The organism is Serratia sp. TSA_130.1 (assembly GCF_052691795.1).
On sequence record NZ_JBQZFS010000002.1, the window covers coordinates 63,060 to 88,468 of the forward strand.

General features: G+C 60.8%; 24 protein-coding genes. 10 read left to right on the plus strand and 14 right to left on the minus strand.

Annotation, left to right across the window (positions count from 1 at the left end):
- Window positions 1-7 precede the first annotated feature (7 nt).
- From lolE to lolC, 3 genes are read right to left on the minus strand one after another with little or no spacing between them, the layout of a single operon-like run.
- A complete protein-coding gene (lolE, locus tag ACUTQY_RS06950) occupies window positions 8-1,255 on the minus strand; it encodes a lipoprotein-releasing ABC transporter permease subunit LolE (protein WP_033642765.1) in 1,248 nt (415 codons plus the stop codon).
- On the minus strand, window positions 1,255-1,959 hold the full coding sequence (gene lolD / locus ACUTQY_RS06955) for a lipoprotein-releasing ABC transporter ATP-binding protein LolD (protein WP_004941120.1): 705 nt from the start codon (window positions 1,957-1,959) through the stop codon (window positions 1,255-1,257). Before lolD ends, lolE begins: the two co-directional genes overlap by 1 nt.
- Window positions 1,952-3,154 (minus strand): lipoprotein-releasing ABC transporter permease subunit LolC, encoded by a 1,203-nt coding sequence (gene lolC / locus ACUTQY_RS06960; RefSeq protein ID WP_004941116.1) that lies wholly within the window; start codon window positions 3,152-3,154, stop codon window positions 1,952-1,954. The genes lolD and lolC overlap by 8 nt, the downstream gene beginning before the upstream one ends.
- 38 nt (window positions 3,155-3,192) lie before the next feature.
- Here lolC and ACUTQY_RS06965 point away from each other — a divergent pair, with 38 nt between their 5' ends.
- Window positions 3,193-3,453: a hypothetical protein gene (locus ACUTQY_RS06965; RefSeq protein ID WP_046686897.1), complete on the plus strand. Its 261-nt coding sequence runs from the start codon at window positions 3,193-3,195 to the stop codon at window positions 3,451-3,453.
- Window positions 3,454-3,463: 10 nt separating this feature from the next.
- On the plus strand, window positions 3,464-6,937 hold the full coding sequence (mfd, locus tag ACUTQY_RS06970; protein ID WP_046686896.1) for a transcription-repair coupling factor: 3,474 nt from the start codon (window positions 3,464-3,466) through the stop codon (window positions 6,935-6,937).
- A 32-nt stretch (window positions 6,938-6,969) separates the two neighbouring features.
- On the opposite strand, the gene ACUTQY_RS06975 is transcribed toward mfd, so the two are convergent.
- Window positions 6,970-8,070 carry a GGDEF domain-containing protein gene (locus ACUTQY_RS06975; protein WP_046686895.1) on the minus strand — a complete coding sequence of 367 codons (1,101 nt, stop codon included), beginning with the start codon at window positions 8,068-8,070 and terminating at the stop codon, window positions 6,970-6,972.
- 198 nt (window positions 8,071-8,268) lie between these two features.
- On the opposite strand from ACUTQY_RS06975, the gene ACUTQY_RS06980 reads away from it, so the two are divergent.
- Together ACUTQY_RS06980 and dauA are read left to right on the plus strand one after the other, a co-directional pair.
- Window positions 8,269-8,754 (plus strand): heme-degrading domain-containing protein, encoded by a 486-nt coding sequence (locus ACUTQY_RS06980; RefSeq protein WP_342188357.1) that lies wholly within the window; start codon window positions 8,269-8,271, stop codon window positions 8,752-8,754.
- Window positions 8,755-8,986: 232 nt separating this feature from the next.
- Window positions 8,987-10,675, plus strand: coding sequence for a C4-dicarboxylic acid transporter DauA (gene dauA, locus ACUTQY_RS06985; protein ID WP_046686894.1), 1,689 nt, complete (start codon window positions 8,987-8,989; stop codon window positions 10,673-10,675).
- 47 nt (window positions 10,676-10,722) lie between these two features.
- On the opposite strand, the gene kdsA is transcribed toward dauA, so the two are convergent.
- The 6 genes from kdsA to hemA are packed head-to-tail and all read right to left on the minus strand — an operon-like array spanning window position 10,723 to window position 16,097.
- Complete coding sequence (gene kdsA / locus ACUTQY_RS06990; RefSeq protein WP_004941087.1) at window positions 10,723-11,577, minus strand: 3-deoxy-8-phosphooctulonate synthase; 855 nt, start codon at window positions 11,575-11,577, stop codon at window positions 10,723-10,725.
- A 58-nt stretch (window positions 11,578-11,635) separates the two neighbouring features.
- Window positions 11,636-12,445, minus strand: coding sequence for an invasion regulator SirB1 (gene sirB1, locus ACUTQY_RS06995; protein WP_033642759.1), 810 nt, complete (start codon window positions 12,443-12,445; stop codon window positions 11,636-11,638).
- On the minus strand, window positions 12,442-12,840 hold the full coding sequence (locus ACUTQY_RS07000) for a SirB2 family protein (RefSeq protein ID WP_033642758.1): 399 nt from the start codon (window positions 12,838-12,840) through the stop codon (window positions 12,442-12,444). Before ACUTQY_RS07000 ends, sirB1 begins: the two co-directional genes overlap by 4 nt.
- A 44-nt stretch (window positions 12,841-12,884) precedes the next feature.
- Window positions 12,885-13,718 carry a peptide chain release factor N(5)-glutamine methyltransferase gene (prmC, locus tag ACUTQY_RS07005; protein ID WP_046686893.1) on the minus strand — a complete coding sequence of 278 codons (834 nt, stop codon included), beginning with the start codon at window positions 13,716-13,718 and terminating at the stop codon, window positions 12,885-12,887.
- Complete coding sequence (prfA, locus tag ACUTQY_RS07010; protein ID WP_033652048.1) at window positions 13,718-14,803, minus strand: peptide chain release factor 1; 1,086 nt, start codon at window positions 14,801-14,803, stop codon at window positions 13,718-13,720. Before prfA ends, prmC begins: the two co-directional genes overlap by 1 nt.
- Before the next feature lie 31 nt (window positions 14,804-14,834).
- Window positions 14,835-16,097, minus strand: a complete 1,263-nt coding sequence (gene hemA / locus ACUTQY_RS07015) for a glutamyl-tRNA reductase (RefSeq protein WP_019454778.1) — start codon at window positions 16,095-16,097, stop codon at window positions 14,835-14,837.
- A gap of 468 nt (window positions 16,098-16,565) precedes the next feature.
- Between hemA and lolB the strand changes: the two genes are divergently transcribed.
- The 3 genes from lolB to prs all read left to right on the plus strand — a co-directional run bounded on the left by lolB (window position 16,566) and on the right by prs (window position 19,174).
- Entirely contained in the window at window positions 16,566-17,189 is a 624-nt protein-coding gene (gene lolB / locus ACUTQY_RS07020) for a lipoprotein insertase outer membrane protein LolB (protein WP_025302493.1), read from the plus strand.
- Entirely contained in the window at window positions 17,186-18,052 is an 867-nt protein-coding gene (ispE, locus tag ACUTQY_RS07025; RefSeq protein WP_046686892.1) for a 4-(cytidine 5'-diphospho)-2-C-methyl-D-erythritol kinase, read from the plus strand. The genes lolB and ispE overlap by 4 nt, the downstream gene beginning before the upstream one ends.
- A gap of 174 nt (window positions 18,053-18,226) precedes the next feature.
- Window positions 18,227-19,174, plus strand: a complete 948-nt coding sequence (prs, locus tag ACUTQY_RS07030; protein WP_004941061.1) for a ribose-phosphate diphosphokinase — start codon at window positions 18,227-18,229, stop codon at window positions 19,172-19,174.
- 185 nt (window positions 19,175-19,359) lie between these two features.
- Here prs and ychH read toward each other — a convergent pair whose 3' ends face one another.
- Window positions 19,360-19,638, minus strand: coding sequence for a stress-induced protein YchH (gene ychH / locus ACUTQY_RS07035; protein ID WP_033642754.1), 279 nt, complete (start codon window positions 19,636-19,638; stop codon window positions 19,360-19,362).
- Window positions 19,639-19,939: 301 nt separating this feature from the next.
- Here ychH and pth point away from each other — a divergent pair, with 301 nt between their 5' ends.
- Window positions 19,940-20,530: an aminoacyl-tRNA hydrolase gene (gene pth / locus ACUTQY_RS07040; protein ID WP_004941053.1), complete on the plus strand. Its 591-nt coding sequence runs from the start codon at window positions 19,940-19,942 to the stop codon at window positions 20,528-20,530.
- Between the two features lie 37 nt (window positions 20,531-20,567).
- Here pth and ACUTQY_RS07045 read toward each other — a convergent pair whose 3' ends face one another.
- Window positions 20,568-22,097, minus strand: coding sequence for a SulP family inorganic anion transporter (locus tag ACUTQY_RS07045; protein ID WP_046686891.1), 1,530 nt, complete (start codon window positions 22,095-22,097; stop codon window positions 20,568-20,570).
- A gap of 334 nt (window positions 22,098-22,431) precedes the next feature.
- Here ACUTQY_RS07045 and ychF point away from each other — a divergent pair, with 334 nt between their 5' ends.
- Window positions 22,432-23,523, plus strand: coding sequence for a redox-regulated ATPase YchF (ychF, locus tag ACUTQY_RS07050; protein WP_025302489.1), 1,092 nt, complete (start codon window positions 22,432-22,434; stop codon window positions 23,521-23,523).
- Between the two features lie 88 nt (window positions 23,524-23,611).
- Here ychF and ACUTQY_RS07055 read toward each other — a convergent pair whose 3' ends face one another.
- Window positions 23,612-24,046 carry a tautomerase family protein gene (locus ACUTQY_RS07055; protein ID WP_046686890.1) on the minus strand — a complete coding sequence of 145 codons (435 nt, stop codon included), beginning with the start codon at window positions 24,044-24,046 and terminating at the stop codon, window positions 23,612-23,614.
- A 155-nt stretch (window positions 24,047-24,201) separates the two neighbouring features.
- Here ACUTQY_RS07055 and ACUTQY_RS07060 point away from each other — a divergent pair, with 155 nt between their 5' ends.
- Window positions 24,202-24,696, plus strand: coding sequence for a winged helix-turn-helix transcriptional regulator (locus ACUTQY_RS07060; RefSeq protein ID WP_025302484.1), 495 nt, complete (start codon window positions 24,202-24,204; stop codon window positions 24,694-24,696).
- Window positions 24,697-24,703: 7 nt separating this feature from the next.
- Here the strand turns inward: ACUTQY_RS07060 and ACUTQY_RS07065 are convergent, their stop codons facing one another.
- Window positions 24,704-25,387, minus strand: a complete 684-nt coding sequence (locus ACUTQY_RS07065) for a helix-turn-helix transcriptional regulator (RefSeq protein WP_226773005.1) — start codon at window positions 25,385-25,387, stop codon at window positions 24,704-24,706.
- Between the last annotated feature and the right edge of the window lie 22 nt (window positions 25,388-25,409).

Here is a 25,409-nt window from a genome sequence, read left to right on the forward strand (position 1 = left end):
GTGGGTTTTATTGTCCGCTCAGCACCCGCGCCGGATCGATGCGGCTGGCGCGCCTCGCCGGATACCAACTGGCCAACAGGCTCAGCACGATGGCGGTCGCCAGCACGATCAGCACATCCAGCCAGTGCAGCTCGGAAGGCAGGAAGTCGATGAAGTAAATATCGCCCGACAGGAAGGAGTGGCCGACCAGTTTCTCGATGCCCCGGATGATGTTGGTCAGCTGCAGCGAGGCGATCACCCCGATCACCACGCCGCTCAGGCTGCCCAGCAACCCGGCCAGCAGCCCATACCAGATGAAAATGGCGCGGATAAAGCCGTCTTTGGCGCCCAGGGTGCGCAGCACCGCAATGTCGGCGCTTTTGTCTTTCACCGCCATCACCAGCGTGGAGACGATGTTGAAGCAGGCCACGCCGATCACCAGCACCATCGCCAGGTACATAATGGCGCGGATCATCTGGATATCGCGGTACATGTAGCCGTATTTGCCGATCCAGCTCTTGATGTAAATGTAGGCGTTGGTCACTTCGCCGGCGTCGCGCACCAGTTTGTTGGCGGCGAACACGTCGTTCATCTTGAGCGCGATACCCGTGACGCTGTCACCCATGTCGAGATACTGCTGCGCATCGGCCAGCGGCACCAGCGCCAGGCTGTGATCGAGCTGGCCGCTGAGCTGCAAAATGCCGGTCACGTGCAGACGAATGCGCTTCGGCTGCAGCAGCTTCATCTCAGGGTCGCTGTTGGGGATCATCACCGTGACATAGGCGCCCTGCTTGACGCCCAGCGCGTCGGCCACGCCCTTGCCGAGGATCACCTGCTGCTCGCCGGGCTTGAAATTGGCCCAGGCGTCGCCCTGCACATACTGCGGCAACGCGCTCAGTCGGCTCTCCTGCTGCGGATCCACACCTTTGACTTCCACCGCGCGCAGCTGAGCACCGTTTTCCATCAGGCCGGTAAAGTTGATGTACGGCGCGGCGGCCACAATGCCCGGCACCTTTTCCACCCGCTGCAGAATCGACGGCCAGCCGCTGAACGGCTGATTGACCGGCTCGAGCTCGCCGTGCGGCACCACCGCCAGAATGCGGTTCTTCAGCTCGCGCTCAAAGCCGTTCATCGCGCTCAGACCGACGATCAGCACCGCCACCCCCAGCGCGATGCCAATGGTGGAGATGACCGAGATCAGCGACACCATGCCGCCGCGTTTACGGCCGCGGCTGAAACGCAGGGCCGTCAGGAAGGACAGTGAGGCTCCCGCCATTACTCGGCCCCCATCAGGGTCAGCTGCGCCTGCAGGTGACCGTCGGCCATTTCCAACTGGCGGCTCAAGCGCTTGGCCAGCTGCAGATCGTGCGTTACCACCAGGAAAGCGGTGCCCTGACGCACGTTCAGCTCACCGAGCAGATCGAAGATGCTGTCCGCGGTGCGCTTGTCGAGGTTGCCGGTCGGTTCGTCCGCCAGCACCAGCGCCGGGTTATTGACCAGCGCGCGCGCGATCGCCACGCGCTGACGCTCGCCGCCGGAAAGCTCGGACGGACGGTGTTTGCTGCGCTTTTCCAGCCCGACCGCCGCCAGCATCTCCCGCGCTTTCTCCTGCGCCTGCGCCGGTTTGGCGCCGCCGATCAAGAGCGGCATGGCGGCGTTTTCCAGCGCGGTGAAGTCCGGCAACAGGTGGTGGAACTGATAGATGAAGCCCAGCTGGCGGTTGCGCAGCTCAGCCTTGGCCGCCGAAGACATGGCGTTCAGCGATTCGCCCTTGAAAATCACCTCGCCGGAGGTCGGCGAGTCCAGCCCGCCCAGCAGGTGCAGCAGGGTGCTCTTGCCGGAACCCGAGCTGCCGACGATCGCCATCATCTCGCCCTGCTGCATGGCAAAGCTGACGTTGCGCAGCACGTCGGTGTGCAGGTTGCCTTCCTGATAGGTCTTGCACAGGTTGTCACACTGCAGCAAAAGATGGTTACTCATAACGTAAAGCCTCAGCGGGTTGTACGGCGGCAGCGCGCCATGAAGGATAGAGCGTGGACAACAGGGAAACCGCCATCGCCACCACGGCGATGATCGTCACCTGCAGTGGATCGACCGCCACCGGCAGCGAAGCGCCGTCGATCAATGCGCCGAGGATCGGCATCAGGTTGTTCAGGTTGGTGGCCAGCAGCACGCCGAGCAGCGTGCCGAGCAGCGAACCGATGATGCCGGCGCTGGCGCCCTGCACCATAAATACCGACATGATCTGGCGGCGAGTCAGCCCTTGAGTCTGCAGAATGGCGACCTCGCCCTGCTTCTCCATCACCAGCAGGCCGAGTGAGGTAATGATGTTAAACGCCGCCACCGCCACGATCAGGCTGAGCAGCAGCCCCATCATGTTCTTCTCCATGCGTACCGCCTGGAACAACTCGCCCTTGCGATCGCGCCAGTCTTTCCAGACGGTGCCCGCCGGCAGCGCCTGCTGGCTGAGGGTATCGACCGTCAGCGGCTGTTGCAGGAACAGACGCCAGCCGGTGATGTTGCCGGCCGGGTAACGCATCAGGCGCGAAGCATCCTGTTGGTTGACCAGCAGCTGATAGCCGTCCACCTCGCTGTTGGCGTGGAAGGTGCCGATGAGGGTGAACAAACGTTGGCTGGGAATGCGGCCCATCGGCGTGAACTGGCTGGCGCTCGGCACCATCACGCGCAGCGAATCGCCGCGCTTGACGCCGAGTTGCCCCGCCAGCTGTTCGCCGATGATGATGTTGTATTGGCCCGGCTGCAGCTGTTGCTGCTTGACGTTGACCAGATACGGGGTCAGCGGATCGGCCTCGTCGGGATTCACGCCGAGCATCACCCCGACCGCCACGCTGCGAGCGCTTTGCAGCACCACGTCACCGGTGGTCAGCGGCGCAACGCGCGTGACGCCCTGCAGCTTCTGCACCTCGGAGGCCGGCAGCTGCTGCGGGTTGACCGATCCTTGCGGACTGGTAACCAACGCCTGCGGCATCAGGCCGAGAATGTTGTTCTCCAGATCCTTTTCGAAACCGTTCATCACCGACAGCACGGTGACCAACGCCATCACCCCCAGCGTAATGCCGATGGTGGAAAGCCAGGAAACAAACCGCCCGAAGCGGTCTGAGGCTCGCCCGCGCATATAGCGCAGGCCAATGAATAACGCGACAGGTTGATACATGAAATCCGTTTGATAGCCGTGGCTTAAGCAAAGTGATCATGGATAATAAAGGCTCTCCCTCGTTTAGGGAACACCCGAGGGCCTTTTATTGCGTAGCGGCGAAGAGGGAGACGGCGGCAGCTTCGCGCGTTATTTATCCTCAGCCGCAAAAAACAGACGGCATTAACCGGTTAAATAACCGGCAGAAAATTGATGGGCAGCGCTTTTTGCTGTGTCAGTTTGCCGGCCGCTGGGCTACTATAAACAGCATAAAGGCGCTGGGTTATCCGTGCCGGGACGCCATCCAACACATTGATTAAAGATACCTGAATGAGCACTTCCGATAGCCGTAACCGTTCTTCATCCCCTCGTTACTCTCTGCCCGATCGCGCGGGCGATCTGCGCCAACTGGGGCAACTGACCGGCGCGGCCTGTGCCGTGGAGTGCGCCGAGATCGTCGAACGCCATCCTGGCCCGGTGATGCTGATCGCGCCGGACATGCAAAACGCCCTGCGGCTGCGCGACGAGATCCAGCAGTTCACCGACCAGATGGTGACCACGCTGTCCGACTGGGAAACCCTGCCGTACGACAGCTTCTCGCCGCACCAGGAAATCATCTCGGATCGTTTGTCGAGCCTGTATCACCTGCCGACCATGGCGCGCGGCGTGATCATTCTGCCGGTCAACACCCTGATGCAGCGCGTCTGCCCGCACGAGTTCCTGCACGGCCACGCGCTGGTGATGAAGAAAGGCCAGCGTCTGTCGCGCGACAAGCTGCGCGCGCAGTTGGAGCAGGCGGGCTACCGCAGCGTCGATCAGGTGATGGAGCACGGCGAATTCGCCACCCGCGGCGCGTTGCTCGACCTGTATCCAATGGGCAGCGATGAGCCTTACCGCATCGACTTCTTCGATGACGAAATCGACAGCCTGCGCATCTTCGACGTCGACACCCAGCGCACGCTGAGCGAAGTCGAGGCCATCAATCTGTTGCCGGCCCACGAGTTCCCTACCGACAAAAACGCCATCGAGCTGTTCCGCAGCCAGTGGCGCGAGCAGTTTGAGGTGCGTCGTGACGCCGAGCACATCTATCAGCAGGTCAGCAAAAGCGCCTGGCCCGCCGGCATCGAATACTGGCAGCCGCTGTTCTTCAGCCAGCCGCTGCCGTCGCTGTTCAGCTACCTGCCGGCCAATACGCTGATCGTCAACACCGGCGATCTGGAGGGCGCCGCCGAGCGCTTTTGGCAGGACGTCAACCAGCGTTACGAAAGCCGCCGCGTCGATCCGATGCGCCCGCTGCTGGCGCCGGATACGCTGTGGCTGCGCGTTGACGCGCTGTTCGGCGAGCTGAAAGCCTGGCCGCGCATCGCGCTGAAAACCGATGAGCTGCCGGCCAAAACGGGCAATACCAATCTGGATTACCATGCCCTGCCCGATCTGGCGGTGCAGGCGCAGCATAAATCCCCGCTGGATAATCTGCGCCGCTTTATTGAAAGTTTTGACGGCAGCGTTATCTTCTCCGTCGAGAGCGAGGGGCGGCGTGAAACGCTGCAGGATCTGCTCGGCCGCATCAAGCTGGCGCCGGCGCTGATTCAGCGCCTCGATCAGGCGGAAACGGCGGGCCGTTACATGATGGTCGGCGCCGCCGAACACGGCTTCCTCGACGGCCTGCGCCAGCGGGCGCTGATCTGCGAAAGCGATCTGCTCGGCGAGCGCGTCAGCCGCCGCCGGCAGGACAACCGGCGCACCATCAATACCGATACCCTGATCCGCAACCTGGCGGAGCTGCATCCCGGCCAGCCGGTGGTGCATCTGGAACACGGCGTCGGCCGCTACGTCGGCCTGACCACGCTGGAGGCCGGCGGCATCAAGGCCGAGTACCTGATCCTCTCCTACGCCGGTGAGGACAAGCTGTACGTGCCGGTTTCTTCACTGCATCTGATCAGCCGCTACGCCGGCGGCGCGGACGAAAACGCCCCGCTGCACAAGCTGGGCGGCGACGCCTGGACGCGCGCGCGGCAGAAAGCGGCCGAACGGGTGCGCGACGTGGCGGCCGAGCTGCTGGATATCTACGCCCAGCGCGCCGCCAAGGCCGGTTTCGCCTTCAAACACAACCGCGAGCAGTACCAGCTGTTCTGCCAGAGCTTCCCGTTCGAAACCACGCCGGACCAGGAGCAGGCGATCAATGCGGTGCTGAGCGACATGTGCCAACCGCTGGCGATGGATCGCCTGGTATGCGGCGACGTCGGCTTCGGCAAAACCGAAGTGGCGATGCGCGCCGCCTTCCTGGCGGTGGAAAACGGCAAGCAGGTGGCGGTGCTGGTGCCGACCACCCTGCTGGCGCAGCAGCACTTCGACAACTTCCGCGATCGCTTCGCCACCTGGCCGATCCGCATCGAGATGATGTCGCGCTTCCGCAGCGCCAAAGAGCAGCAGCAGGTGCTGGACGACGCGGCCGAAGGCAAGGTGGACATCATCATTGGCACCCACAAGCTGTTGCAGAGCGATCTGCGCTGGAAAGACCTGGGGCTGCTGATCGTCGATGAAGAGCACCGCTTTGGCGTACGCCACAAGGAGCGTATCAAAGCGATGCGCGCCGACGTCGATATCCTGACGCTGACCGCCACGCCGATCCCGCGTACGCTGAACATGGCGATGAGCGGCATGCGCGATCTGTCGATCATCGCCACCCCACCGGCGCGCAGACTGGCGGTGAAGACCTTCGTGCGCGAATACGACAGTCTGGTGATCCGCGAGGCGATCCTGCGCGAAGTATTGCGCGGCGGCCAGGTTTACTACCTCTACAACGACGTGGAAAACATCGAGAAAGCGGCGCAGCGTCTGGCTGAGCTGGTGCCGGAAGCGCGCATCGCCATCGGCCACGGCCAGATGCGCGAACGTGATCTGGAACGGGTGATGAACGATTTCCACCACCAGCGCTTCAACGTGCTGGTGTGCACCACCATCATCGAAACCGGCATCGATATCCCCAGCGCCAACACCATCATCATCGAGCGCGCCGATCGCTTCGGCCTGGCGCAGCTGCACCAGCTGCGCGGCCGCGTCGGGCGTTCGCACCATCAGGCTTACGCCTATCTGATGACGCCAAACCCCAAAGCCATGGGCACCGACGCCCATAAACGGCTCGAGGCCATCGCGTCGCTGGAAGATCTCGGCGCCGGGTTCGCGCTGGCGACTCACGATCTGGAGATCCGCGGCGCCGGTGAGCTGCTGGGCGAAGACCAGAGCGGCCAGATGACCACCGTCGGTTTCTCGCTCTATATGGAACTGCTGGAAAGCGCCGTCGACGCGTTGAAAAACGGTCGCGAGCCGTCGTTGGAAGATCTCACCAGCAGCCAAACCGAGGTGGAGCTACGCATGCCGGCCCTGCTGCCGGAAGACTTCATTCCCGACGTCAATACCCGCCTGTCACTGTATAAGCGCATCGCCAGCGCGAAGAACGACGGTGAGCTTGACGAGTTGAAGGTCGAGCTGATCGACCGCTTCGGCCAGCTGCCGGATGCGGCGCGCAACCTGTTGCAATGCGCGGCGCTGCGCCTGCATGCGCAGAAGCTGGGGATCAAACGCATCGAGAGCAACGAGCGCGGCGGCTTTATCGAGTTCGGCGACAACAACCGCGTCGACCCGGGTTATCTGATCGGCCTGTTGCAGGGCAATCCGCAGGTTTACCGCCTGGATGGCCCGAGCAAGCTGAAGTTCACGCTCGATCTGGCCGATCGCCAGAAACGCCTGACGTTCACCGAAGAGCTGCTGAACGCCTTCCGCGAACACACGCTGGCGGCCTGAGCCAACGCCCCCGCCGTGGCGGCGGGGGCGGCTTACTCGCGCGGGAATCCGGCGCCCAGCGGCGCCAGCTGCATCACGCGGCTGGTCACCACCCGGTTTTTGCCGCTGCGCTTCGCCTCATACAAGGCCTCGTCGGTCATGGCGATCGCCTTGTCCAGCATCATGCCAGGCAGATACAGCGACACGCCGATGGACATTGTGATGTGCGCTTCGTCGTGCGCATTCAGCAAGAACGTTGAGCTTTCCACCGCGCTGCGAATGCGCTCGGCCACCCCGCCGATCACCTGCGGATCGTAGCTGGCGGTGATCACCATAAACTCCTCGCCACCGTAGCGCCCGACGAAGTCCTCGTTACGCACGCTGTTTTGCAGCAGCCGACCGACGCTGGCCAGCAGCACGTCGCCGGCCGGATGACCGTAGGTATCATTGATGCTTTTGAAATTATCCAAATCGAGGATCATCAACCCGCACGGGCGGCGCTCGGCACGCTGCAGCATCAGCTGATAATCGACGCTGGCGCGGTTGTTGATGTGGGTCAGGCTATCGGTCGTGGCGCGCGCGCGCATCGCGAAATAGGCGTAGATGTGGCGCTCTTTGAAATTCAGCGCATGATAGCAAATCGCCAGGCAGAGCGCGGAAACCGCCTGGTACAGCAACACATCCGGCCACAGCCCCCTTAGGTCCACCAACAGCCACACCACAACGATGCGATACAGCGCGATGACGCCGATCGTCAGGTAAAACACCCGATGGGATTTCTTCAGCCACACCCGCGACAGCAGCAGCGGCGCGACAATCGAGGCGATGAACAGGTTATCGACGGTGAAGCCGCCGGTCAGTGCCATAGCGAACAGAAAGCTCACCAGCCCACTGACGCCGCCGCCGAAGAACGTCACCAGTATCATCGGGATCATCGCAAAGCTGTAATGTACCTTATCGGTCAACACCAGCCGATCCTGACTCAAATACAGCACCGCCACCCCGGCCAGCAGGCCGAACACGACGCGCTTCCACAGTGCGGAACGGTAGGAAAACGGGGCATTCTTGCTGAGAACGAAATAGCTTACCGACAGCGTGGCATAGGTGATGCAAGCGTCGCTGTAAAGGGTGGAAATGGACGCAATGTAAGTCATAAATAGTCAGCGCGCTCCTCGGGATCGCCAGGGGTAATGTAAAGACGTTGAATAACGCATCCCTGTCGTCTCCGCTTCGGCGGCGGCCATTTTACACAGTCTATTAATAGAGTAGCAGTTCTATCTTATCGCCAAGCCGTCTATCTCACGATGCTCGCTTCAGGCTACTCTGTCCTTTGTATATCGGGGGAGAAACGCATGAATATCGACGATGAACTGCAGGCGCTCAGCGAACAGGAAGCGACGCTGGCCTTTACCCATTTTGACGCCACCACCGCCTGGGAGCTGGGCGCGGCGCTGAAAACCGCCGCCGACCGACGCGGCCTGAGCATCGCCATCGAAATCCAACTGGCCGGGCAGACGCTGTTTTATTACGCCATGCCGGGCGCCACGCCGGACATCGCCGACTGGGTGCGGCGCAAGCGCAATCTGGTAAACCATTTTCACAAAAGTTCTTACGCCATCGGCCTGCGTCTGCAGCAGCGGCAAACGTCGCTGGAGGAACGTTACGGGCTGAGCGTACGCGACTATTCGGTGCACGGCGGCGCCTTCCCGCTCACCCTGACCGGCCTCGGCTGCGTCGGCAGCATCAGCATTTCCGGCGCGCCGCAGAAGGAAGATCACCAGCTGTTGGTAAGCACTTTAGCCCACTTTCTCGGCTTATCCCTACCCGCTCTGCACTAACCGCCAAAACCTTGATTATTCCTTTCTTTTTCAGCCGCAGAATCTGCGGCTTACTTACCTGTTAACGGCATTTAGCGCCGGATAAAACGACGACACTCTGATTTCCTGTGCCAAATTGACGCAGGTCTGGTAATCCGCTGAACAAAAGGCGTATGGTATCTGTCACGTGACAAGACGGACCTCATCGGGCCCGCCATTCCTTTCACTTTTGAAGATTTGGTACGCACCGTAGATGAAAACGCATGAAATAAACAAAATTCGCCCCTTCAGCGCGCTGATAGACGCCTGCTGGCGGGAACCTTATAGCCTGGCGCGGTTGCTGAAAGACGCCATCGCCGGGGTGACGGTCGGCATTATCGCCATTCCGCTGGCGATGGCGCTGGCGATCGCCAGCGGCGTGCCGCCGCAGTATGGCCTGTATACCGCCGCCATCGCCGGCATCGTCATCGCCGTCAGCGGCGGTTCGCGCTACAGCGTCTCCGGCCCCACCGCCGCCTTCGTGGTGATCCTCTATCCGGTCTCGCAGCAGTTCGGCCTGGCCGGCCTGCTGGTCGCCACGCTGATCTCCGGGGTATTTCTGCTGCTGATGGGGCTGGCGCGCTTTGGCCGGCTGATCGAGTACATTCCGCTGCCGGTGACGCTCGGTTTTACCTCCGGTATCGCCATCACCATCGCCACCATGCAGATTAAGGACTTTTTCGGTCTGCAGCTGACGCACACGCCGGAAAACTACGTCGGCAAGCTGTACGCCCTGCTGCAGGCGCTGCCGACGTTGGATCTCGGCGATACCCTGATCGGCGCGGTGACGCTCTTGATCCTGATCTTCTGGCCCAAACTCGGCCTGCGCGTGCCCGGCCACCTGCCGGCGCTGCTGGCAGGCACTGCGCTGATGGGGCTGCTGACGCTGTTTGACCACCCGGTGGCGACCATCGGCTCTCGTTTCAGCTACCTGCTGGCCGACGGCAGCAGCGGCCAGGGCATCCCGCCTATCTTGCCGCAGCTGCTGCTGCCCTGGGATCTGCCGGGCGGCGGCGGGCAGCCGTTCACCCTGAGCTGGCAAACCGTTTCCGCCCTGTTGCCGGCGGCATTTTCGATGGCAATGCTCGGCGCGATCGAGTCGCTGCTGTGCGCAGTGGTGCTCGACGGCATGACCGGTAAGAAGCATAACTCGAACAGCGAATTGATCGGCCAGGGCGCGGGCAACATCATCGCGCCGTTCTTCGGCGGCATCACCGCGACCGCCGCAATTGCCCGTTCAGCGGCCAACGTGCGCGCCGGTGCCACCTCACCGGTATCCGCCATCATCCACGCGCTGCTGGTGCTGTTGGCGCTGCTGGTTCTGGCGCCATGGCTCTCTTATCTGCCGCTGGCGGCGATGGCGGCGCTGCTGTTGATGGTCGCCTGGAACATGAGCGAGGCCCACAAGGTGGTTTACCTGCTGCGCCGGGCGCCGAAGGACGACATTCTGGTACTGCTGCTGTGCATGTCGCTGACGGTGCTGTTCGACATGGTGATCGCCATTACCGTGGGCATCGTGCTGGCTTCGCTGCTGTTTATGCGCCGCATCGCCCGCATGACGCGGCTAAGCGAACTGAGCGCCGATGACGGCCGCCTGGTGCTGCGAGTGAATGGCCCGCTGTTCTTCGCCGCCGCCGAGCGCATCTTTACCGAACTGCTGACGCGCAGCGAAAGTTATCGCACGATCGTGCTGCAATGGGATGCGGTGCCGGTGCTCGACGCCGGCGGTCTGAGCGCCCTGCGACGCTTTATCGACGTGTTGCCGGCGGACAAGAAACTGGTGATCACCGACGTGCCGTTCCAGCCGCTGAAAACCCTGGCGCGCGCGCGGGTGCAGCCGATCGAGGGCCGGCTGCAGTTCTACCCGACGCTGCCGGAAGCGCTGGCGGACACCGGCGCCTAAACGTAAAAAAGCCCGACGAGTCGGGCTTTTTTTTTGGCGATGAGCGCTTAGTTGCTGGTATCCAGCTCCGGGAAGCTCTTCACCAGGTCGTCGATGGCTTTCATCTGCGCCAGGAACGGCTCCAGCTTGTCCAGCGGCAGCGCGGACGGGCCGTCGCACTTGGCGTTGTTCGGATCCGGGTGCGCTTCGAGGAACAGCCCTGCCAGGCCAACCGCCATGCCGGCGCGCGCCAGCTCGGCCACCTGAGCGCGACGGCCGCCGGACGCGGCGCCGAACGGATCGCGGGTCTGCAGCGCGTGGGTCACGTCGAAGATTACCGGATGGCCGCCGGTCACGTTCTTCATCACGTTGATGCCCAGCATGTCGACCACCAGGTTGTCATAACCAAAGTTGCTGCCGCGATCGCACAGGATCACCTGGTCGTTGCCACCTTCTTTGAATTTGTCGACGATGTTGCCCATCTGTCCCGGGCTGACGAACTGTGGCTTCTTGACGTTGATTACCGCGCCGGTTTTCGCCATCGCTTCCACCAGATCGGTCTGACGCGCCAGGAAGGCCGGCAGTTGGATCACGTCAACCACTTCGGAAACCGGCTGCGCCTGCGCCGCTTCGTGAACGTCGGTGATGATTTTCACGCCGAAGGTTTTCTTCAGCTCTTCGAAGATCTTCATCCCTTCTTCCAGGCCCGGACCGCGGTACGAGTGGATGGAAGAACGGTTGGCTTTGTCGAAAGAGGCTTTGAAAACGTAAGGAATGCCCAGTTTTTGCGTCACGGTGACGTAGTGCTCGCAGATGCTCATCGCCAGATCGCGCGATTCCAGCACGTTCATACCGCCAAACAGCACAAACGGCAGGTCGTTTGCTACGTCGATGTCGCCAATGCTAACCACTTTCTGTTTCATGCTTTCGCCTTTGTTAAGGTTGTAACCGTCGCCTTGCAAACTGCACGGAGTCATTGAATTAATGCAGCGTCACCTGTTTCGGCTCAATCGAATGGATCTGTACTTTGATCACTTCGCTGACCGGGTCTTCAGGACACTGCTCGACAAAATAGTTGAGATCGGAAATCGCGATATGGTTGCACTCCAGCTGGGCGTAAATCAGCCCACGATCGCGGATCTCGTACGGATCTTCCGGATCGAAGCACAGCACCGTCTCGCTGGTGCGCAGCGCCATTTCCAGCTGCTTTTCTTCCATCAGGGCGGCCTTCAGCGTATCCAGCATCTTGCGCACCACCATGATGTTCTCGGATTCGTCGAGATCGTCGTCTTCCAGCTCGGCGCCCAGCCCCAGGTTGCCCTTGATCCACACTTCCAGCTGGTGTTCGCTCAGGGTTTCGCCGTTCAGCGGGTTGATCAGCCACAGCTCTTCATCCAGCCAATCGGCGCGCAGGATCAGCTGAGTGGGGAAAATCACCGGCAGCAGCGGCAAATCCAGCGCGTTGGCGATATGCAGGAAGATGGTGCCGAGCGAAACCGGCGTGCCCTGCCGCCCCTCCAGCACCTTATCCAGCCAAATGGCGTCCGACAGGCGATAGACGCCGCTGGCGCCGCCGAATCCCCAGGTTTTGTAGAACAGTTCGATGAGCGCATCCAGTTGCTGCTCCTGTGTGATGTCGGCCGGCACCGCCGCGCGCGCTTCGTCCACCAGCTGTTGCAGCTTGCGCTCCACGTCGGCGGCGGGGAAATCACGCCTTACCGACTGCGACACCAGGATCACCCCTTCGCTCAGCGGCGAGGTGTTAAATTCAAAATCAGCAATGCTACTCATAGGTATCCCATCAGAAACGGTATTTTCGTCGTGGCAAGTTTAATTATCAGATACAGACAGCCCAACGCCAGCACGAACGCCACGGTTCGCAGCCGCTGACTTTTGGTCTTCTTGCCCAATGCGACGTAGCCAAGCAGGATATAGATAATAACGCCAAACAGCTTCTCGGTCAGCCATGAGTCCATACCCAGCAGCGGATAAAACCCGAACGTCACCACCAGCGCGATGCCGCTGACGAACAGCAGCGTGTCGTTCAGGTGCGGCGCTATCTTGACCCAGCGGCGCCCCACGATCGGCGAGCGGCGCCACTGCCAGTAAAAACGCAGCACAAACAAGGTAATACTGATGGCGACCGTCAGCAAATGGAAATGTTTCAACGCGGTGTATGCAGTCATGATGCTCCCTTAGATGGCCCGGACGTCGTTATTATGAGGGGCGCTTATCCCGGCCATTGGCCGAGCGTCACACGATCGTTGTCGCCGTAATCACGGTGGGTGGCGACAGCGGAAAATCCGGCGGCCTGCAGCAGCGCGCGCACGCTCTCACCCTGCTGCCAGCCATGTTCCAACAGCAGCCAGCCCTGTGGCTGCAGATAGTGCGGCGCCTGGCGCACGATGGCGGCCAGATCGGCCAGCCCGTGCTCGGCGGCCACCAGCGCGCTGCCCGGCTCGAAGCGCACGTCGCCCTGCGACAAATGCGGATCGGCGGCGTCGATATAGGGCGGATTGCTGGCGATCAGCGCAAAGCGTTGCCCGGCCACGGGCGCAAACCAGCTGCCCTGTAAAAATCGAACGTTGTCGATCTTCAGCTTGTGCGCATTGTGCTGCGCCAGCGCGACCGCGTCCGGCTGCACATCGACGCCGATTGCCGAACAATCCGGGCGCTCGCTGGCCAGCGCCAGCGCGATGGCGCCGGTGCCGGTGCCGAGATCGAGGAAGTGGCAGGGTTGCGGCGGCAGGCGCGCCAGCGCCAGTTCCACCAGGCATTCGGTATCCGGGCGTGGGATCAGCGTCGCGGGCGAAACCGACAGCGGCAGCGACCAAAACTCGCGCTCGCCCACCAGATAGGCCACCGGTTCACCGCGTTCGCGGCGCGCCAGCAGCGTCTCCAGCTGCTGTTGCTGCGGCGGCGTCAGCGTGGTTTCGCCGAACGCCATCAGGAAGGTTCTGGCCTTGCCGGTCACGAAACCCAACAGGATTTCCGCGTCGCGCCGGGCGCTGTCGCTGTGGGTCAAACGCGCGGCGGCGGCTTTCAGCCAGTGTTGATAATCCATCACTCTTGCTCGGCGGACAGCGCAGCCAGCTGATCGGCCTGATACTCCTGCACGATCGGCTGGATCAGCATGTCCAGTTTGCCTTCCATCACTTCGTCCAGGCGGTAAAGCGTCAGGTTGATGCGGTGGTCGGTCACCCGCCCCTGCGGGAAGTTGTAGGTGCGGTTGCGATCGGAACGATCGCCGCTGCCAAGCAGGTTGCGGCGAGTGGACGCCTCGGCCTGCTGGCGCTTGGCCATCTCGGCGGCGCGAATGCGCGCGCCCAGCACCGACATCGCCTTGGCTTTGTTTTTGTGCTGTGAACGTTCGTCCTGACACTCCACCACGATGCCGGTCGGCAGGTGGGTAATGCGGATCGCCGAGTCGGTGGTGTTAACGTGCTGGCCGCCGGCGCCGGAAGAGCGGAAGGTGTCGATTTTCAGATCGCCCGGGTTGATGTCCGGCAGCTCGGCTTCCGGCACTTCCGGCATCACCGCCACGGTGCAGGCGGAGGTGTGGATGCGCCCCTGGGATTCGGTTTCCGGCACGCGCTGCACGCGATGGCCGCCGGATTCAAACTTCAGCTGGCCGTACACGCCGTCGCCGGAAACTTTGGCGATCACTTCTTTGAAGCCGCCGTGCTCGCCTTCGTTGGCGCTCATCACCTCGACGCGCCAGCGGCGGCCTTCGGCGTAACGGCTGTACATGCGGAACAGATCGCCGGCGAAGATCGCCGCCTCATCGCCGCCGGTGCCGGCGCGCACTTCGAGGAAGCAGCTGCGCTCATCATCCGGATCTTTCGGCAGCAGCAACACCTGCAGCTGCTGTTCCAGCTCTTCGCTGCTCGCCCGCGCCTGTTTCAGCTCTTCCTGCGCCATCTCGCGCATCTCCGGATCGTCCAGCATCATTTCCGCCGTCTCCAGATCCTCCTGCACCTGACGCCATTCCAGGAAGCAGCGGCTGACATCGGTCAGCTGCGCGTACTCTCGCGACAGCGCGCGGAACCGGTCTTGGTCGGCGATGACGCCGGCATCGCCGAGCAGCGCCTGCACTTCTTCATGGCGCTCTTGTAACGCTTCCAGTTTGGCAACAATAGAAGGCTTCATGCGTGGTAATAAACCCTGTTAATAGAGAAAACTAATGCTGATCCAGCCCGAGGCTGTCGCGTAATAACTGCAACCGCTCCACGTCGCCGTCGCCGGCGGCCTGCTGGAGGGATTTGGTGGGGGCATGAATAAGACGGTTGGTCAGTTTATGGGCCAGCTCGTGAATAACCTGCTCCACGTTGGCGCCCTGCGCGATGGCGGCCAGCGCTTTGGCCTCCATTTCTGCGCGGATCTGGTCGGCCTGCGAACGGTAGTCGCGGATGGTTTCCACCGCGCCCTGCGAACGCAGCCAGGCCATGAAGTTGGTGCTTTCCTGCTGCACGATCGACTCCGCCTGCACCGCCGCCGCTTTGCGCTGCGCCAGGTTGCTTTGAATGATGGCGTGCAGATCGTCCACGCTGTACAGATAGGCGTTGGCCAGTTTGCCGACCTCCGGCTCGATATCGCGCGGTACGGCGATATCCACCAGCAGCATCGGCTGGTTGCGGCGCGCCTTCAGCGCGCGCTCCACCATCCCCTTGCCGATGATCGGCAGCGGGCTGGCGGTGGAACTGATGATGATGTCGGCATCCGCCAGGCGTTCGTCGATCTCCGGCAGGGTGATCACCTCAGCGCCGACCTCGTCCGCCAGCAGCTGCGCGCGCTCGCGGGTGCGGTTGGCGATGATCATGTGCCGCACTTTGTGTTCGCGCAGGTGGCGCGCCACCAGCTCGATGGTTTCACCGGCGCCCACCAGCAATACGTTGAGATCGGCCAGCGATTCGAAGATCTGCCGCGCCAGCGTACAGGCGGCGAAAGCCACGGAGACCGCGCTGGCGCCGATTTCGGTTTCGGTGCGCACGCGCTTGGCGACGGAGAAGGATTTCTGGAACAGCCGCTCCAGCTCGCCGGACAGCGACTGGCCGCGTTGCGACTCGGCGAAGGCCTTTTTCACCTGGCCGAGGATCTGCGGTTCGCCCAGCACCAGAGAGTCCAACCCGCTGGCCACCCGCATCAGATGGCTGACCGCGTCGTTGCCCTGATGCCAGTACAGGCTTTTCTTCACCTCTTCCGGGCGCAGGTTGTGGTACGCGCACAGCCAGGCGACCAGCTGCTCGTGCATGTGTTCCTGTTGCTCTACGCTGAGGTACAGCTCGGTGCGGTTGCAGGTGGACAACACGACACCGCCCTGCACCAACGGTTGTTGGAGCAAGCTGGTTAGCGCCTCATCGATGGACTCTGGCGAGAAGGTCACCCTTTCACGCAGAGAAACCGGAGCGGTTTTGTGATTTATACCTAACGCCAGCAGGGTCATTGCTTCGAGTAATACTTATCTTGGTACGGGTTCTCGTTGAACGGCATTCTACTTGATGCGCGGGATCAATAAAAGTAACAACCGCATCTTCCGTTCAATCGCTGTCATAGATGACATCAATTAATGAATAAGCAATAAATACAGCAGGATAAATAGTCATAGGGTAGGTTAATTGCTTAAATTTTAGCGCAGTTTGCGATAACGCGCACGCTATTCGGCGTACGCAGCGGCGGCGTTTGCGCAACTCCGGCACCGCTTATCGGGCGCGCCTCCCCCGCCTTCAGCCGATTGTGTTAATCTTAATGGCGACCCCGACGCGCGCGCCGGGTTGGCATTGCGCCGGCAAAAGCGGCAAGATTCAACGCGATGCAGCAAAAAATTGACGCGTCGCCGCCGCCCCGTTAGCGTGAGCGCTGAATCCGGGTTTCGTCGCGCATGCCCGCAAGGACAAAAGGACAAGAGAAAGTTATGCCAATACGCAAAGTTAGTTTGCTCCGTCTGATCCCGCTGGCCAGCCTGGTGCTGGCCGCCTGTACCACCACCAAGCCGACCGGCCCGGCCACCAGCCCAACCTCACCGCAGTGGCGCGCCCATGAGCAGGCGGTGCAACAGCTCAGCACCTATCAGACCCGCGGCTCCTTCGCCTACTTGTCTGATCAGAAAAAAGTCTACGCCCGCTTCTTTTGGCAGCAGTTCTCGCCGGAGCGCTACCGCCTGCTGCTGACCAACCCGCTGGGCAGCACGGAAATGGATCTCAACGTGCAGAAAAACGTGGTGCAGCTGACCGACAACCAGGGCAAACGCTACGTCAGCGACAACCCGGAAGAGATGATCCGCAAGCTGACCGGCATGGCGATCCCGCTGAACAACCTGCGCCAGTGGATGCTCGGCCTGCCGGGCGAAGCCAGCGATTTTGCGCTGGATGACCAATATCGTCTGAGCAAACTGACCTACCAGCAAGGCGGCCAGACCTGGAAAGTGGATTACCAGGGCTACAGCAACGAGGTGCAGCCGACGCTGCCGAACCGCCTGGAGCTGCAGCAGGGCGACCAGCGCATCAAGCTGAAGATGGATAACTGGACGCTCAAATGATCCGCCAGTGGCCCTCCCCCGCGAAACTCAACCTGTTTCTGTACATCACCGGCCGTCGTGAAGACGGCTATCACCTGCTGCAGACGCTGTTCCAGTTTTTGGACTACGGCGACACCCTGACCATCGACCCACGCCAGGACGACCGCATTCACCTGCTGACGCCGGTCGAGGGCGTGCCGGACGAGCAGAACCTGATCGTGCGCGCCGCCCGCATGCTGCAACGCTATTGCAATGAACGCGGCCTGCAGACCGCGCCGCGTGGCGCCGACATCAGCATCGACAAACGCCTGCCGATGGGCGGCGGTTTGGGCGGCGGTTCCTCCAACGCCGCCACCGTGCTGGTGGCGCTGAACGAATTGTGGCGCTGCGGTCTTGGCGACGACCAACTGGCAGAGCTGGGGCTCAGCCTCGGCGCCGACGTGCCGGTGTTCGTGCGCGGCCACGCCGCCTTCGCCGAAGGCATCGGCGAGCGCCTGCAGCCGGCCGAGCCGCAGGAAAAATGGTATCTGGTGGCGCATCCCGGCGTCGGCATCCCGACGCCGGTTATCTTCGGCGACGCCGAATTGAAAAGAAACACCCCGGTTCGCTCCTTAAGTGAGCTGTTGCAGGCGCCGTACGCAAATGATTGCGAACCGATCGCAAGAAAACGTTTTCGCGAGGTTGAACAGCTTCTTTCATGGCTGTTAGAATACGCCCCGTCACGCCTGACTGGCACAGGTGCTTGTGTGTTTGCTGAATTCGACACAGAAATCGCCGCCCGTCAGGTGTTAAATCAAGCCCCGGAGTGGTTGTGTGGTTTTGTAGCGCGCGGCGTTAACGTCTCCCCACTACATCGCATCCGTTCCGGGCGGTTTGAGTCGTAGCTCAACGTTTCGCTGCGCAGGGTCATGCACACCTGGCCCTGTTATCCCTGCGCTGCCTGCGGTCTCAATTTTAGTTTTACATACCCGTATGTATATTGCGCCGGCGTCGCCGACTGCCCCTTGGCGATGTCGCATGACAATATCTTCTCTGGACGCAAGCCTGAGGTTCTTCTCGTGCCTGATATGAAGCTTTTTGCTGGTAACGCCACCCCGGAACTAGCACAACGTATTGCCAACCGTTTGTACACCAGCCTTGGTGACGCCGCTGTAGGTCGTTTTAGCGACGGCGAAGTGAGCGTGCAAATCAACGAAAATGTACGCGGCGGTGATATTTTCATCATCCAGTCCACCTGTGCCCCGACCAACGACAACCTGATGGAACTGGTTGTGATGGTCGACGCCCTGCGTCGCGCCTCCGCAGGTCGTATTACCGCCGTTATCCCTTACTTCGGCTATGCCCGCCAGGATCGTCGCGTGCGTTCCGCGCGTGTGCCAATCACCGCCAAGGTTGTCGCCGATTTCCTCTCCAGCGTAGGGGTTGACCGCGTTCTGACGGTGGATCTGCATGCTGAGCAGATTCAAGGCTTCTTCGACGTACCGGTAGACAACGTGTTCGGCAGCCCGATCCTGCTGGAAGACATGCTGCAGCAAAATCTGGAAAACCCGATTGTGGTTTCTCCGGATATCGGCGGCGTGGTGCGTGCCCGCGCTATCGCCAAACTGCTGAACGACACCGATATGGCTATCATCGACAAACGTCGCCCGCGCGCGAACGTTTCTCAGGTGATGCACATCATCGGTGACGTGGCAGGCCGCGATTGCGTCCTGGTCGACGACATGATCGACACCGGCGGCACCTTGTGTAAAGCGGCTGAAGCGTTGAAAGAACGCGGTGCCAAGCGCGTATTCGCCTACGCGACGCACCCGATCTTCTCCGGCAACGCCGTGGACAACATCAAGAACTCGGTGATTGATGAAGTGATCGTCTGCGACACCATTCCGCTGTCGCCGGAAATCAAGGCACTGAAAAACGTTCGCACTCTGACCCTGTCCGGCATGCTGGCTGAAGCCATCCGCCGCATCAGCAACGAAGAGTCGATCTCTGCGATGTTCGAGCATTGATTCGTCGTCTTTCCGGTGCGGCGCCCACTGCGCCGGAAAGATAACGAGCCCGACAGCAGAAAAAGAAAAACCCGTTGGTGCGCGAGCAACAACGGGTTTTCTACTTGTAGTTCGACATGACCTCAAACCTTAATGCACGGCAGATGTTCCCTTGCCCTGCTCTTGCTTCCCTTCTGCTTTTTTAATCAATGCGACGAACGATGTTGATCGTTGCGGCACCGTTTATCAAAGTGTTTTACCCACCAGTAGCGATCCGCTACCTGCTCGCGGCCGCCGATACGCGCGCCCACCAGCCACAACAGCGCGCCGACGAAGATGCTCATGATGGCGCCGTGGGCGAAAAATTGCGGTAAATTGAACTGAGATACTTCAGCAAGAATGGAGTATCCGACGCCGCCGATCATCACGACCAGGCCCAGCCCCATAAAAAAGTTGCCCATTCTGTCCGCGTTTCTACGTTTCATATGCCACCTCCATGATTGCCATGTGCCAACCGGGATAACGCTGCAACTTGTTAACCCACTTTGATAAGTTAAGTATAGCCCTTGCTGCGGCAAGGGGATTGCGGAGGCGATCACAAATGGTAAAGAATTATTGACACTTCTTAACACACGGCTGAAAATTAGCGGACAAATTGAATTATTCAGCTAATGAATCATTCGTCTTTGTTACCTACCCCGGAGGTAGAGATCGGATTTTGTCATTCACCGCCCCGACAGGTAGACTAAGGCCCTTTCCATCACCCTGATCATAGCGAATCTCCCAGTGAGCAGTATTAAATTGATAGTCGGCCTGGCCAATCCGGGCGCGGAATACGCCCAGACGCGCCACAACGCCGGCGCCTGGTACGTCGATCTGCTGGCCCAGCGCCACAATCAGCAGTTGAAAGAAGAGAGCAAGTTCTTTGGCTACACCGCCCGTTTGAACCTGGCGGGCAACGACGTGCGCCTGCTGGTGCCGACCACCTTCATGAACCTGAGCGGCAAAGCGGTGCTGGCGATGGCCAATTTCTACCGCATCGAACCCAACGAGATCCTGGTGGCGCACGACGAGCTGGATCTGCCGCCCGGCGTGGCCAAAATCAAGCTCGGCGGCGGCAACGGCGGCCACAACGGCCTGAAGGACATCCAGAACAAGTTCGGCAACAACCCGAACTTCTACCGCCTGCGCATCGGCATCGGCCATCCGGGCGACAAGAACAAGGTGGTGGGCTTCGTGCTCGGCAAGCCGCCTGCCAGCGAGCAGAAGATGATTGACGAGGCGATCGACGAGTCGCTGCGCTGCACCGAGATGCTGATGAAGGACGGGCTGGAAAAAACCGTTCAGCGCCTGCACAGTTTCAAGGCGCAGGCCTGAACCTTGCCGCAGCGGGCGCCCTGCCCGCTGCTGGCGTCTAGCCGCGTGGGTTGAAGGTCTCCTCGCTCACGCGGCGGTCATCGGCGGCGAATCCCTCTTCCGCCACGTAATACTGCGGATCGTCCAGCTCATGGCTGCAAAACGGCCCGGCGCGCTTGAGCAGGCGCACGCAGTCACCGCTCAGGTGGCGCAGCCGAATGCTTTTCCCGGCCGCCAGATAACGCGCCGTCAGCTTATCTATCGCCTCTACGCCGCTGGAATCCATCACCCGGGTGCCGGCAAAATCCAGCACCACGTTCTGCGGATCGCTTTGCGGCTCGAACAGCTCGGCGAAAGCCGCGGCAGAGCCGAAGAACAGCGGGCCATCCAGTTGATACACCGCCACGTCGCCCGTCACCTGCCGCTGGCGCACGCGGATGCGCGCCTGCTGCCAGGCGAACACCAGCGCCGAGATAATCACCCCGCTAATCACCGCCACCGCCAGATCGGTAAAGATGGTGATCAACGTGACGGCGACCATCACCAGCGCGTCTGCCTTCGGCATACGGCGCAAACGGCGCAGCGAACTCCATTCGAAGGTGTTGTAACACACCACCAGCATGACCCCGGCCAGCGCCGCCACCGGCAGCAGGCCGATATAGCGCGACAGGCTGACCACGAACAAAATCAGCAGGATGGCGCCCACCGTGCCGGAGATGCGCCCGCGCCCACCCGAGGTAAAGTTGATGATCGACTGGCCGATCATCGCGCAGCCGGCGAAACAGCCGAACAGGCCGCACACCGCGTTACCGGCGCCCTGCGCGATGCTTTCGCGGTTACCGTTCCCCTTCTTGCCGCCCATTTCATCCAGCACCGTCATGGTCAACAGCGATTCGATCAAACCGACCAAGGCAATCACCACCGCATAGGGCAACACCACCCGCACCATCTCCAAGGTAAACGGCGCCGTCGGCAAACTGAAGTGCGGCAGCGCGCCGGAAATGTCCGCCAGATCGCCCACCCGCAGCGTGTGCAGGTTGAGGCCGATCGCCAATGCCGAGACCACCAGCAGCGCCGCCAGCGAAGACGGAATGGCTTTGGTCAGGCGCGGGAACACCACCACCACCGCAATCGCCAGCGCTACCAGGCCGTACATCAGCGGCCCCTGCCCGGCGATCATCTTCAGCTGCGCCAGCATGATGACGATCGCCAGGCCGTTGACGAAGCCGTGGATCGCCGGCAGCGGCACCAGACGAATGAACTTGCCCAGCCGGAAGGCGCCGATCAGGATTTGGATCCCCCCGGCAAACAGCGTGGCCCACAGCACGTAACCCATGCCGTACTGCGCCGCCAGGCTCATCAGCACCACCACAATGGAACCTGCGGCGCCGGAAACCATGCCCGGCTTGCCGCCGAACAGCGCCGTGACCAGGCCGATAATAAACGCGGTATGCAAACCGACGATCGGCGAAAGACCGGCGACCAGCGAAAAGCCGACCGCCTCGGGGATCATCGAAACCGCCACCACAAAGCCCGCCAGGACTTCATTTTTAACGTCCGCGATCCTGACGTTACTCAGGTTAAACATGCATTATTCACTTATGACAGATGACATCATCTCCCCGCGTAGCGGGTATGGGGTACCGCAAGGCGCGGCAGACTGCAGGCGGGCACAGCTCAGGGTGGCGTAGGCAAGAAATACATCCGGCGCGTTTCCTGTCGGTTAATCGGAACGGCCAGTATGGGTAAATGTGATCCAAATCTCAATCAAAAACCGGTCGCCCGCACGGCACTCGCCCCGGCCAAGCAAGTCTGATCGAGATAAACGCCCATTACGTGTATAATGGCGGCATTATTTTGCCCTTTATGCAGCCGGTTAAACCTAACCAGCTGATAGTTAAGATATTTAAGGTGATTACAACATGGGATTCAAATGCGGTATCGTCGGCCTGCCTAACGTAGGCAAATCCACCCTGTTCAACGCGTTGACCAAAGCGGGCATTGAAGCAGCCAACTTCCCGTTCTGCACCATTGAACCGAACACCGGTGTGGTGCCGATGCCCGATCCGCGTCTGGATAAGCTGGCCGAGATCGTCAAGCCGCAACGCATTCTGCCGACCACCATGGAATTCGTCGACATCGCCGGCCTGGTGAAAGGCGCGTCCAAGGGTGAAGGCCTGGGCAACCAGTTCCTGACCAACATCCGTGAAACCGAAGCCATCGGCCACGTAGTGCGCTGCTTTGAAAACGACAACATCATCCACGTCAACAACAAGGTCGATCCGGCCGAAGACATCGACGTGATCAACACCGAGCTGGCGCTGTCCGACCTGGACACCTGCGAGCGCGCTATCCACCGCGTGCAAAAGAAAGCCAAAGGCGGCGACAAAGACGCCAAGGCCGAGCTGGCGGCGCTGGAGAAATGCCTGCCGCACCTGGAAAACGCCGGCATGCTGCGCGCACTGGATCTGACCGATGAAGACAAGGCGGCGATCAAATACCTGAGCTTCCTGACGCTGAAGCCGACCATGTACATCGCCAACGTCAACGAAGACGGCTTCGAGAACAACCCGTACCTGGACACCGTGCGTAAAATCGCCGACGCCGAAGGCTCCGTGGTGGTTGCCGTGTGCGCCGCCGTGGAATCCGACATCGCCGAGCTGGAAGACGAAGAGCGCGACGAGTTCATGGCCGAACTGGGCCTGGAAGAGCCGGGCCTGAACCGCGTGATCCGCGCCGGTTATGAACTGCTGAACCTGCAAACCTACTTCACCGCCGGCGTGAAAGAAGTGCGCGCCTGGACCATCCCGGTGGGCGCCACCGCCCCGCAGGCGGCCGGCAAGATCCACACCGACTTCGAGAAAGGCTTTATCCGCGCCCAAACCATCTCCTATGACGACTTCATCACCTACAAAGGTGAGCAAGGCGCCAAAGAAGCCGGCAAAATGCGCTCCGAAGGTAAAGACTACATCGTCAAAGACGGCGACGTAATGAACTTCTTGTTCAACGTCTAAGCCTCTCTCCGCAGCGCTTTTCTCCGCTGCCGGAAACGGAAAAATCCACGCTTCGGCGTGGATTTTTTTGTCCTGAGTATCCCCAGTCTCACCCTATTTCCCCCTCCCACGCCGAAGGCCGGTTCTCCTTGCGCCACCTCTCCCCCGCCGCCGTCCCCGGCGCCGGCGGTTTCAATCCGTCAATCGTCCACAGCGAGAACGGCGTTTCGTCGACGTGCAGTTCCCAGCGCTGCCCGCGGGCGGCGATGTAGGGGTGCAAGATGCGGGTGCAGGCCGCCAGGAATTGCTGCTGCTCTGCGTCGTTGTCCATGGCGCGCGCGATATGGTCGATGGTCACCCGCACGAAATCATCGGCCGGTTCGCCGCCGAGATAGGCCGAACCTGGCGGCAGCGCGTGGAAGAACACGTTGACGTAAAAGCGCGGCAAAAAGTCCTGGTACAGGGCGGTGACCTTCTGCGCAATCGCGCGTTTATCGGCGGCGCTGAAGGCCGGCTCAGGGTGGTAAATCTGCCACAGTGGCATCGCGTTGTCTCCTAGGGTTTCCGGCCGGCGTTCAGGCCATCAGCCGCTGTTAATGATAAACTCCAATAATAAGAGTAATAACTCCAATTATTGAAGTTATCAAGCCGAGGCGATAACATTCTCGGCAATCAGGCGGCAAGCGGAGGTAAAGCAACGTGAAAGCAAAAGGGTTTGAAGGCATGACGTGCTCGGTGGCGCACGTGCTGTCGGCATTGGGCGATCGCTGGGGCGCTATTCTCATGCGCGATCTGCTGCTGGGGCTCTCGCGCTATGACGATCTGCGCCACTCGACCGGCATCACCAACAATACGCTGGCCGACCGGCTCAAGGCCCTGGAAAGCCACGGCCTTATCGAAAAGCGGCAATACCAAACGCGCCCCGCTCGTTATGAGTATCTGCCGACGGAGAAAGGAAAAGATCTCGGGCTGCTGGTGATGGCGATGATTCAGATTGGCGACAAATGGAATCTGTCCGAGCTGGCCGGGCCGCCGCTGCGCGTGGTTGACCGCGTAACCGGCCACCCTGCCACCCTGCGCGCGGTGGATGCCGTGACCGGCGAATCGCTGCCGGCGCAAAACCTCGCGCTGGCGGCCGGGCCGGGCGCCGACGAAATGACGCAATGGCGGCTGGCCGTCGGCAAAACCCGCTAACGGTGCGCTACAACAGCGCAATCATCTTCAGCAATTCCACCCGATTGCGGATGCCGAACTTCTTGCCTGCATTGTTGAGGTGCGAATAAACGGTTTTCGGGTGCAAATTCAGCCGCCGCGCGGTCAGGCGGATATCTTCCGTACGGGCCGTTTCACACAGCACCGCCGCCTCACCGGGCGTGATCGCCGCCGCCCGATGCCTGTTCAGCGCGCGCCGTTCGCCCGCCTTTTCCCGGCGGCTCAGCGCCGCGCAGGTCTCCCGCACCACCTGCAACGCTTCCCGTTTGTGCAAAATCGCATCCGGCTGCGCCGCCGCGATAAACGCCAGGATCAGCGGCGAAGTCTTATCGACGAAGAACAGTATCCGGACGCCTTCATATTCAGCACGTGAGGCGTGAATAAATCGCAAATACGCTTCGAACCGATAAATTTCATGGGGGAAATCCATGATAATTAAATCAGGCGCGGGGCTTATATTTTTAATAATATTAATATTGGGCGAGGATAAGGTTATCACGCCTTCTCCTAATAATGTTTTCATCCCCAAACGGCACAGCGGTGAACCGTCGATATAAATCACTCTCACTTTAATTCTCCTTATCAGCGTAAAAGTATGCTTCCACACCTCAGGCGGCTTGTCGCTGCTCTTTTTTGGGGTAATTCGCCTGCAAAGCACACCGATATAAAACATCTTGATAACATGTTTTTCAAAT

What these genes read in the sequence shown, in the direction of transcription:
- lolE (WP_033642765.1), bottom strand. Translation starts at nt 1,255, where the DNA reads ATGGCGGGAGCCTCACTGTCCTTCCTGACGGCCCTGCGTTTCAGCCGC.
- lolD (WP_004941120.1), bottom strand. Translation starts at nt 1,959, where the DNA reads ATGAGTAACCATCTTTTGCTGCAGTGTGACAACCTGTGCAAGACCTAT.
- lolC (WP_004941116.1), bottom strand. Translation starts at nt 3,154, where the DNA reads ATGTATCAACCTGTCGCGTTATTCATTGGCCTGCGCTATATGCGCGGG.
- ACUTQY_RS06965 (WP_046686897.1), top strand. Translation starts at nt 3,193, where the DNA reads ATGGATAATAAAGGCTCTCCCTCGTTTAGGGAACACCCGAGGGCCTTT.
- mfd (WP_046686896.1), top strand. Translation starts at nt 3,464, where the DNA reads ATGAGCACTTCCGATAGCCGTAACCGTTCTTCATCCCCTCGTTACTCT.
- ACUTQY_RS06975 (WP_046686895.1), bottom strand. Translation starts at nt 8,070, where the DNA reads ATGACTTACATTGCGTCCATTTCCACCCTTTACAGCGACGCTTGCATC.
- ACUTQY_RS06980 (WP_342188357.1), top strand. Translation starts at nt 8,269, where the DNA reads ATGAATATCGACGATGAACTGCAGGCGCTCAGCGAACAGGAAGCGACG.
- dauA (WP_046686894.1), top strand. Translation starts at nt 8,987, where the DNA reads ATGAAAACGCATGAAATAAACAAAATTCGCCCCTTCAGCGCGCTGATA.
- kdsA (WP_004941087.1), bottom strand. Translation starts at nt 11,577, where the DNA reads ATGAAACAGAAAGTGGTTAGCATTGGCGACATCGACGTAGCAAACGAC.
- sirB1 (WP_033642759.1), bottom strand. Translation starts at nt 12,445, where the DNA reads ATGAGTAGCATTGCTGATTTTGAATTTAACACCTCGCCGCTGAGCGAA.
- ACUTQY_RS07000 (WP_033642758.1), bottom strand. Translation starts at nt 12,840, where the DNA reads ATGACTGCATACACCGCGTTGAAACATTTCCATTTGCTGACGGTCGCC.
- prmC (WP_046686893.1), bottom strand. Translation starts at nt 13,718, where the DNA reads ATGGATTATCAACACTGGCTGAAAGCCGCCGCCGCGCGTTTGACCCAC.
- prfA (WP_033652048.1), bottom strand. Translation starts at nt 14,803, where the DNA reads ATGAAGCCTTCTATTGTTGCCAAACTGGAAGCGTTACAAGAGCGCCAT.
- hemA (WP_019454778.1), bottom strand. Translation starts at nt 16,097, where the DNA reads ATGACCCTGCTGGCGTTAGGTATAAATCACAAAACCGCTCCGGTTTCT.
- lolB (WP_025302493.1), top strand. Translation starts at nt 16,566, where the DNA reads ATGCCAATACGCAAAGTTAGTTTGCTCCGTCTGATCCCGCTGGCCAGC.
- ispE (WP_046686892.1), top strand. Translation starts at nt 17,186, where the DNA reads ATGATCCGCCAGTGGCCCTCCCCCGCGAAACTCAACCTGTTTCTGTAC.
- ychH (WP_033642754.1), bottom strand. Translation starts at nt 19,638, where the DNA reads ATGAAACGTAGAAACGCGGACAGAATGGGCAACTTTTTTATGGGGCTG.
- ACUTQY_RS07045 (WP_046686891.1), bottom strand. Translation starts at nt 22,097, where the DNA reads ATGTTTAACCTGAGTAACGTCAGGATCGCGGACGTTAAAAATGAAGTC.
- ychF (WP_025302489.1), top strand. Translation starts at nt 22,432, where the DNA reads ATGGGATTCAAATGCGGTATCGTCGGCCTGCCTAACGTAGGCAAATCC.
- ACUTQY_RS07055 (WP_046686890.1), bottom strand. Translation starts at nt 24,046, where the DNA reads ATGCCACTGTGGCAGATTTACCACCCTGAGCCGGCCTTCAGCGCCGCC.
- ACUTQY_RS07065 (WP_226773005.1), bottom strand. Translation starts at nt 25,387, where the DNA reads ATGTTTTATATCGGTGTGCTTTGCAGGCGAATTACCCCAAAAAAGAGC.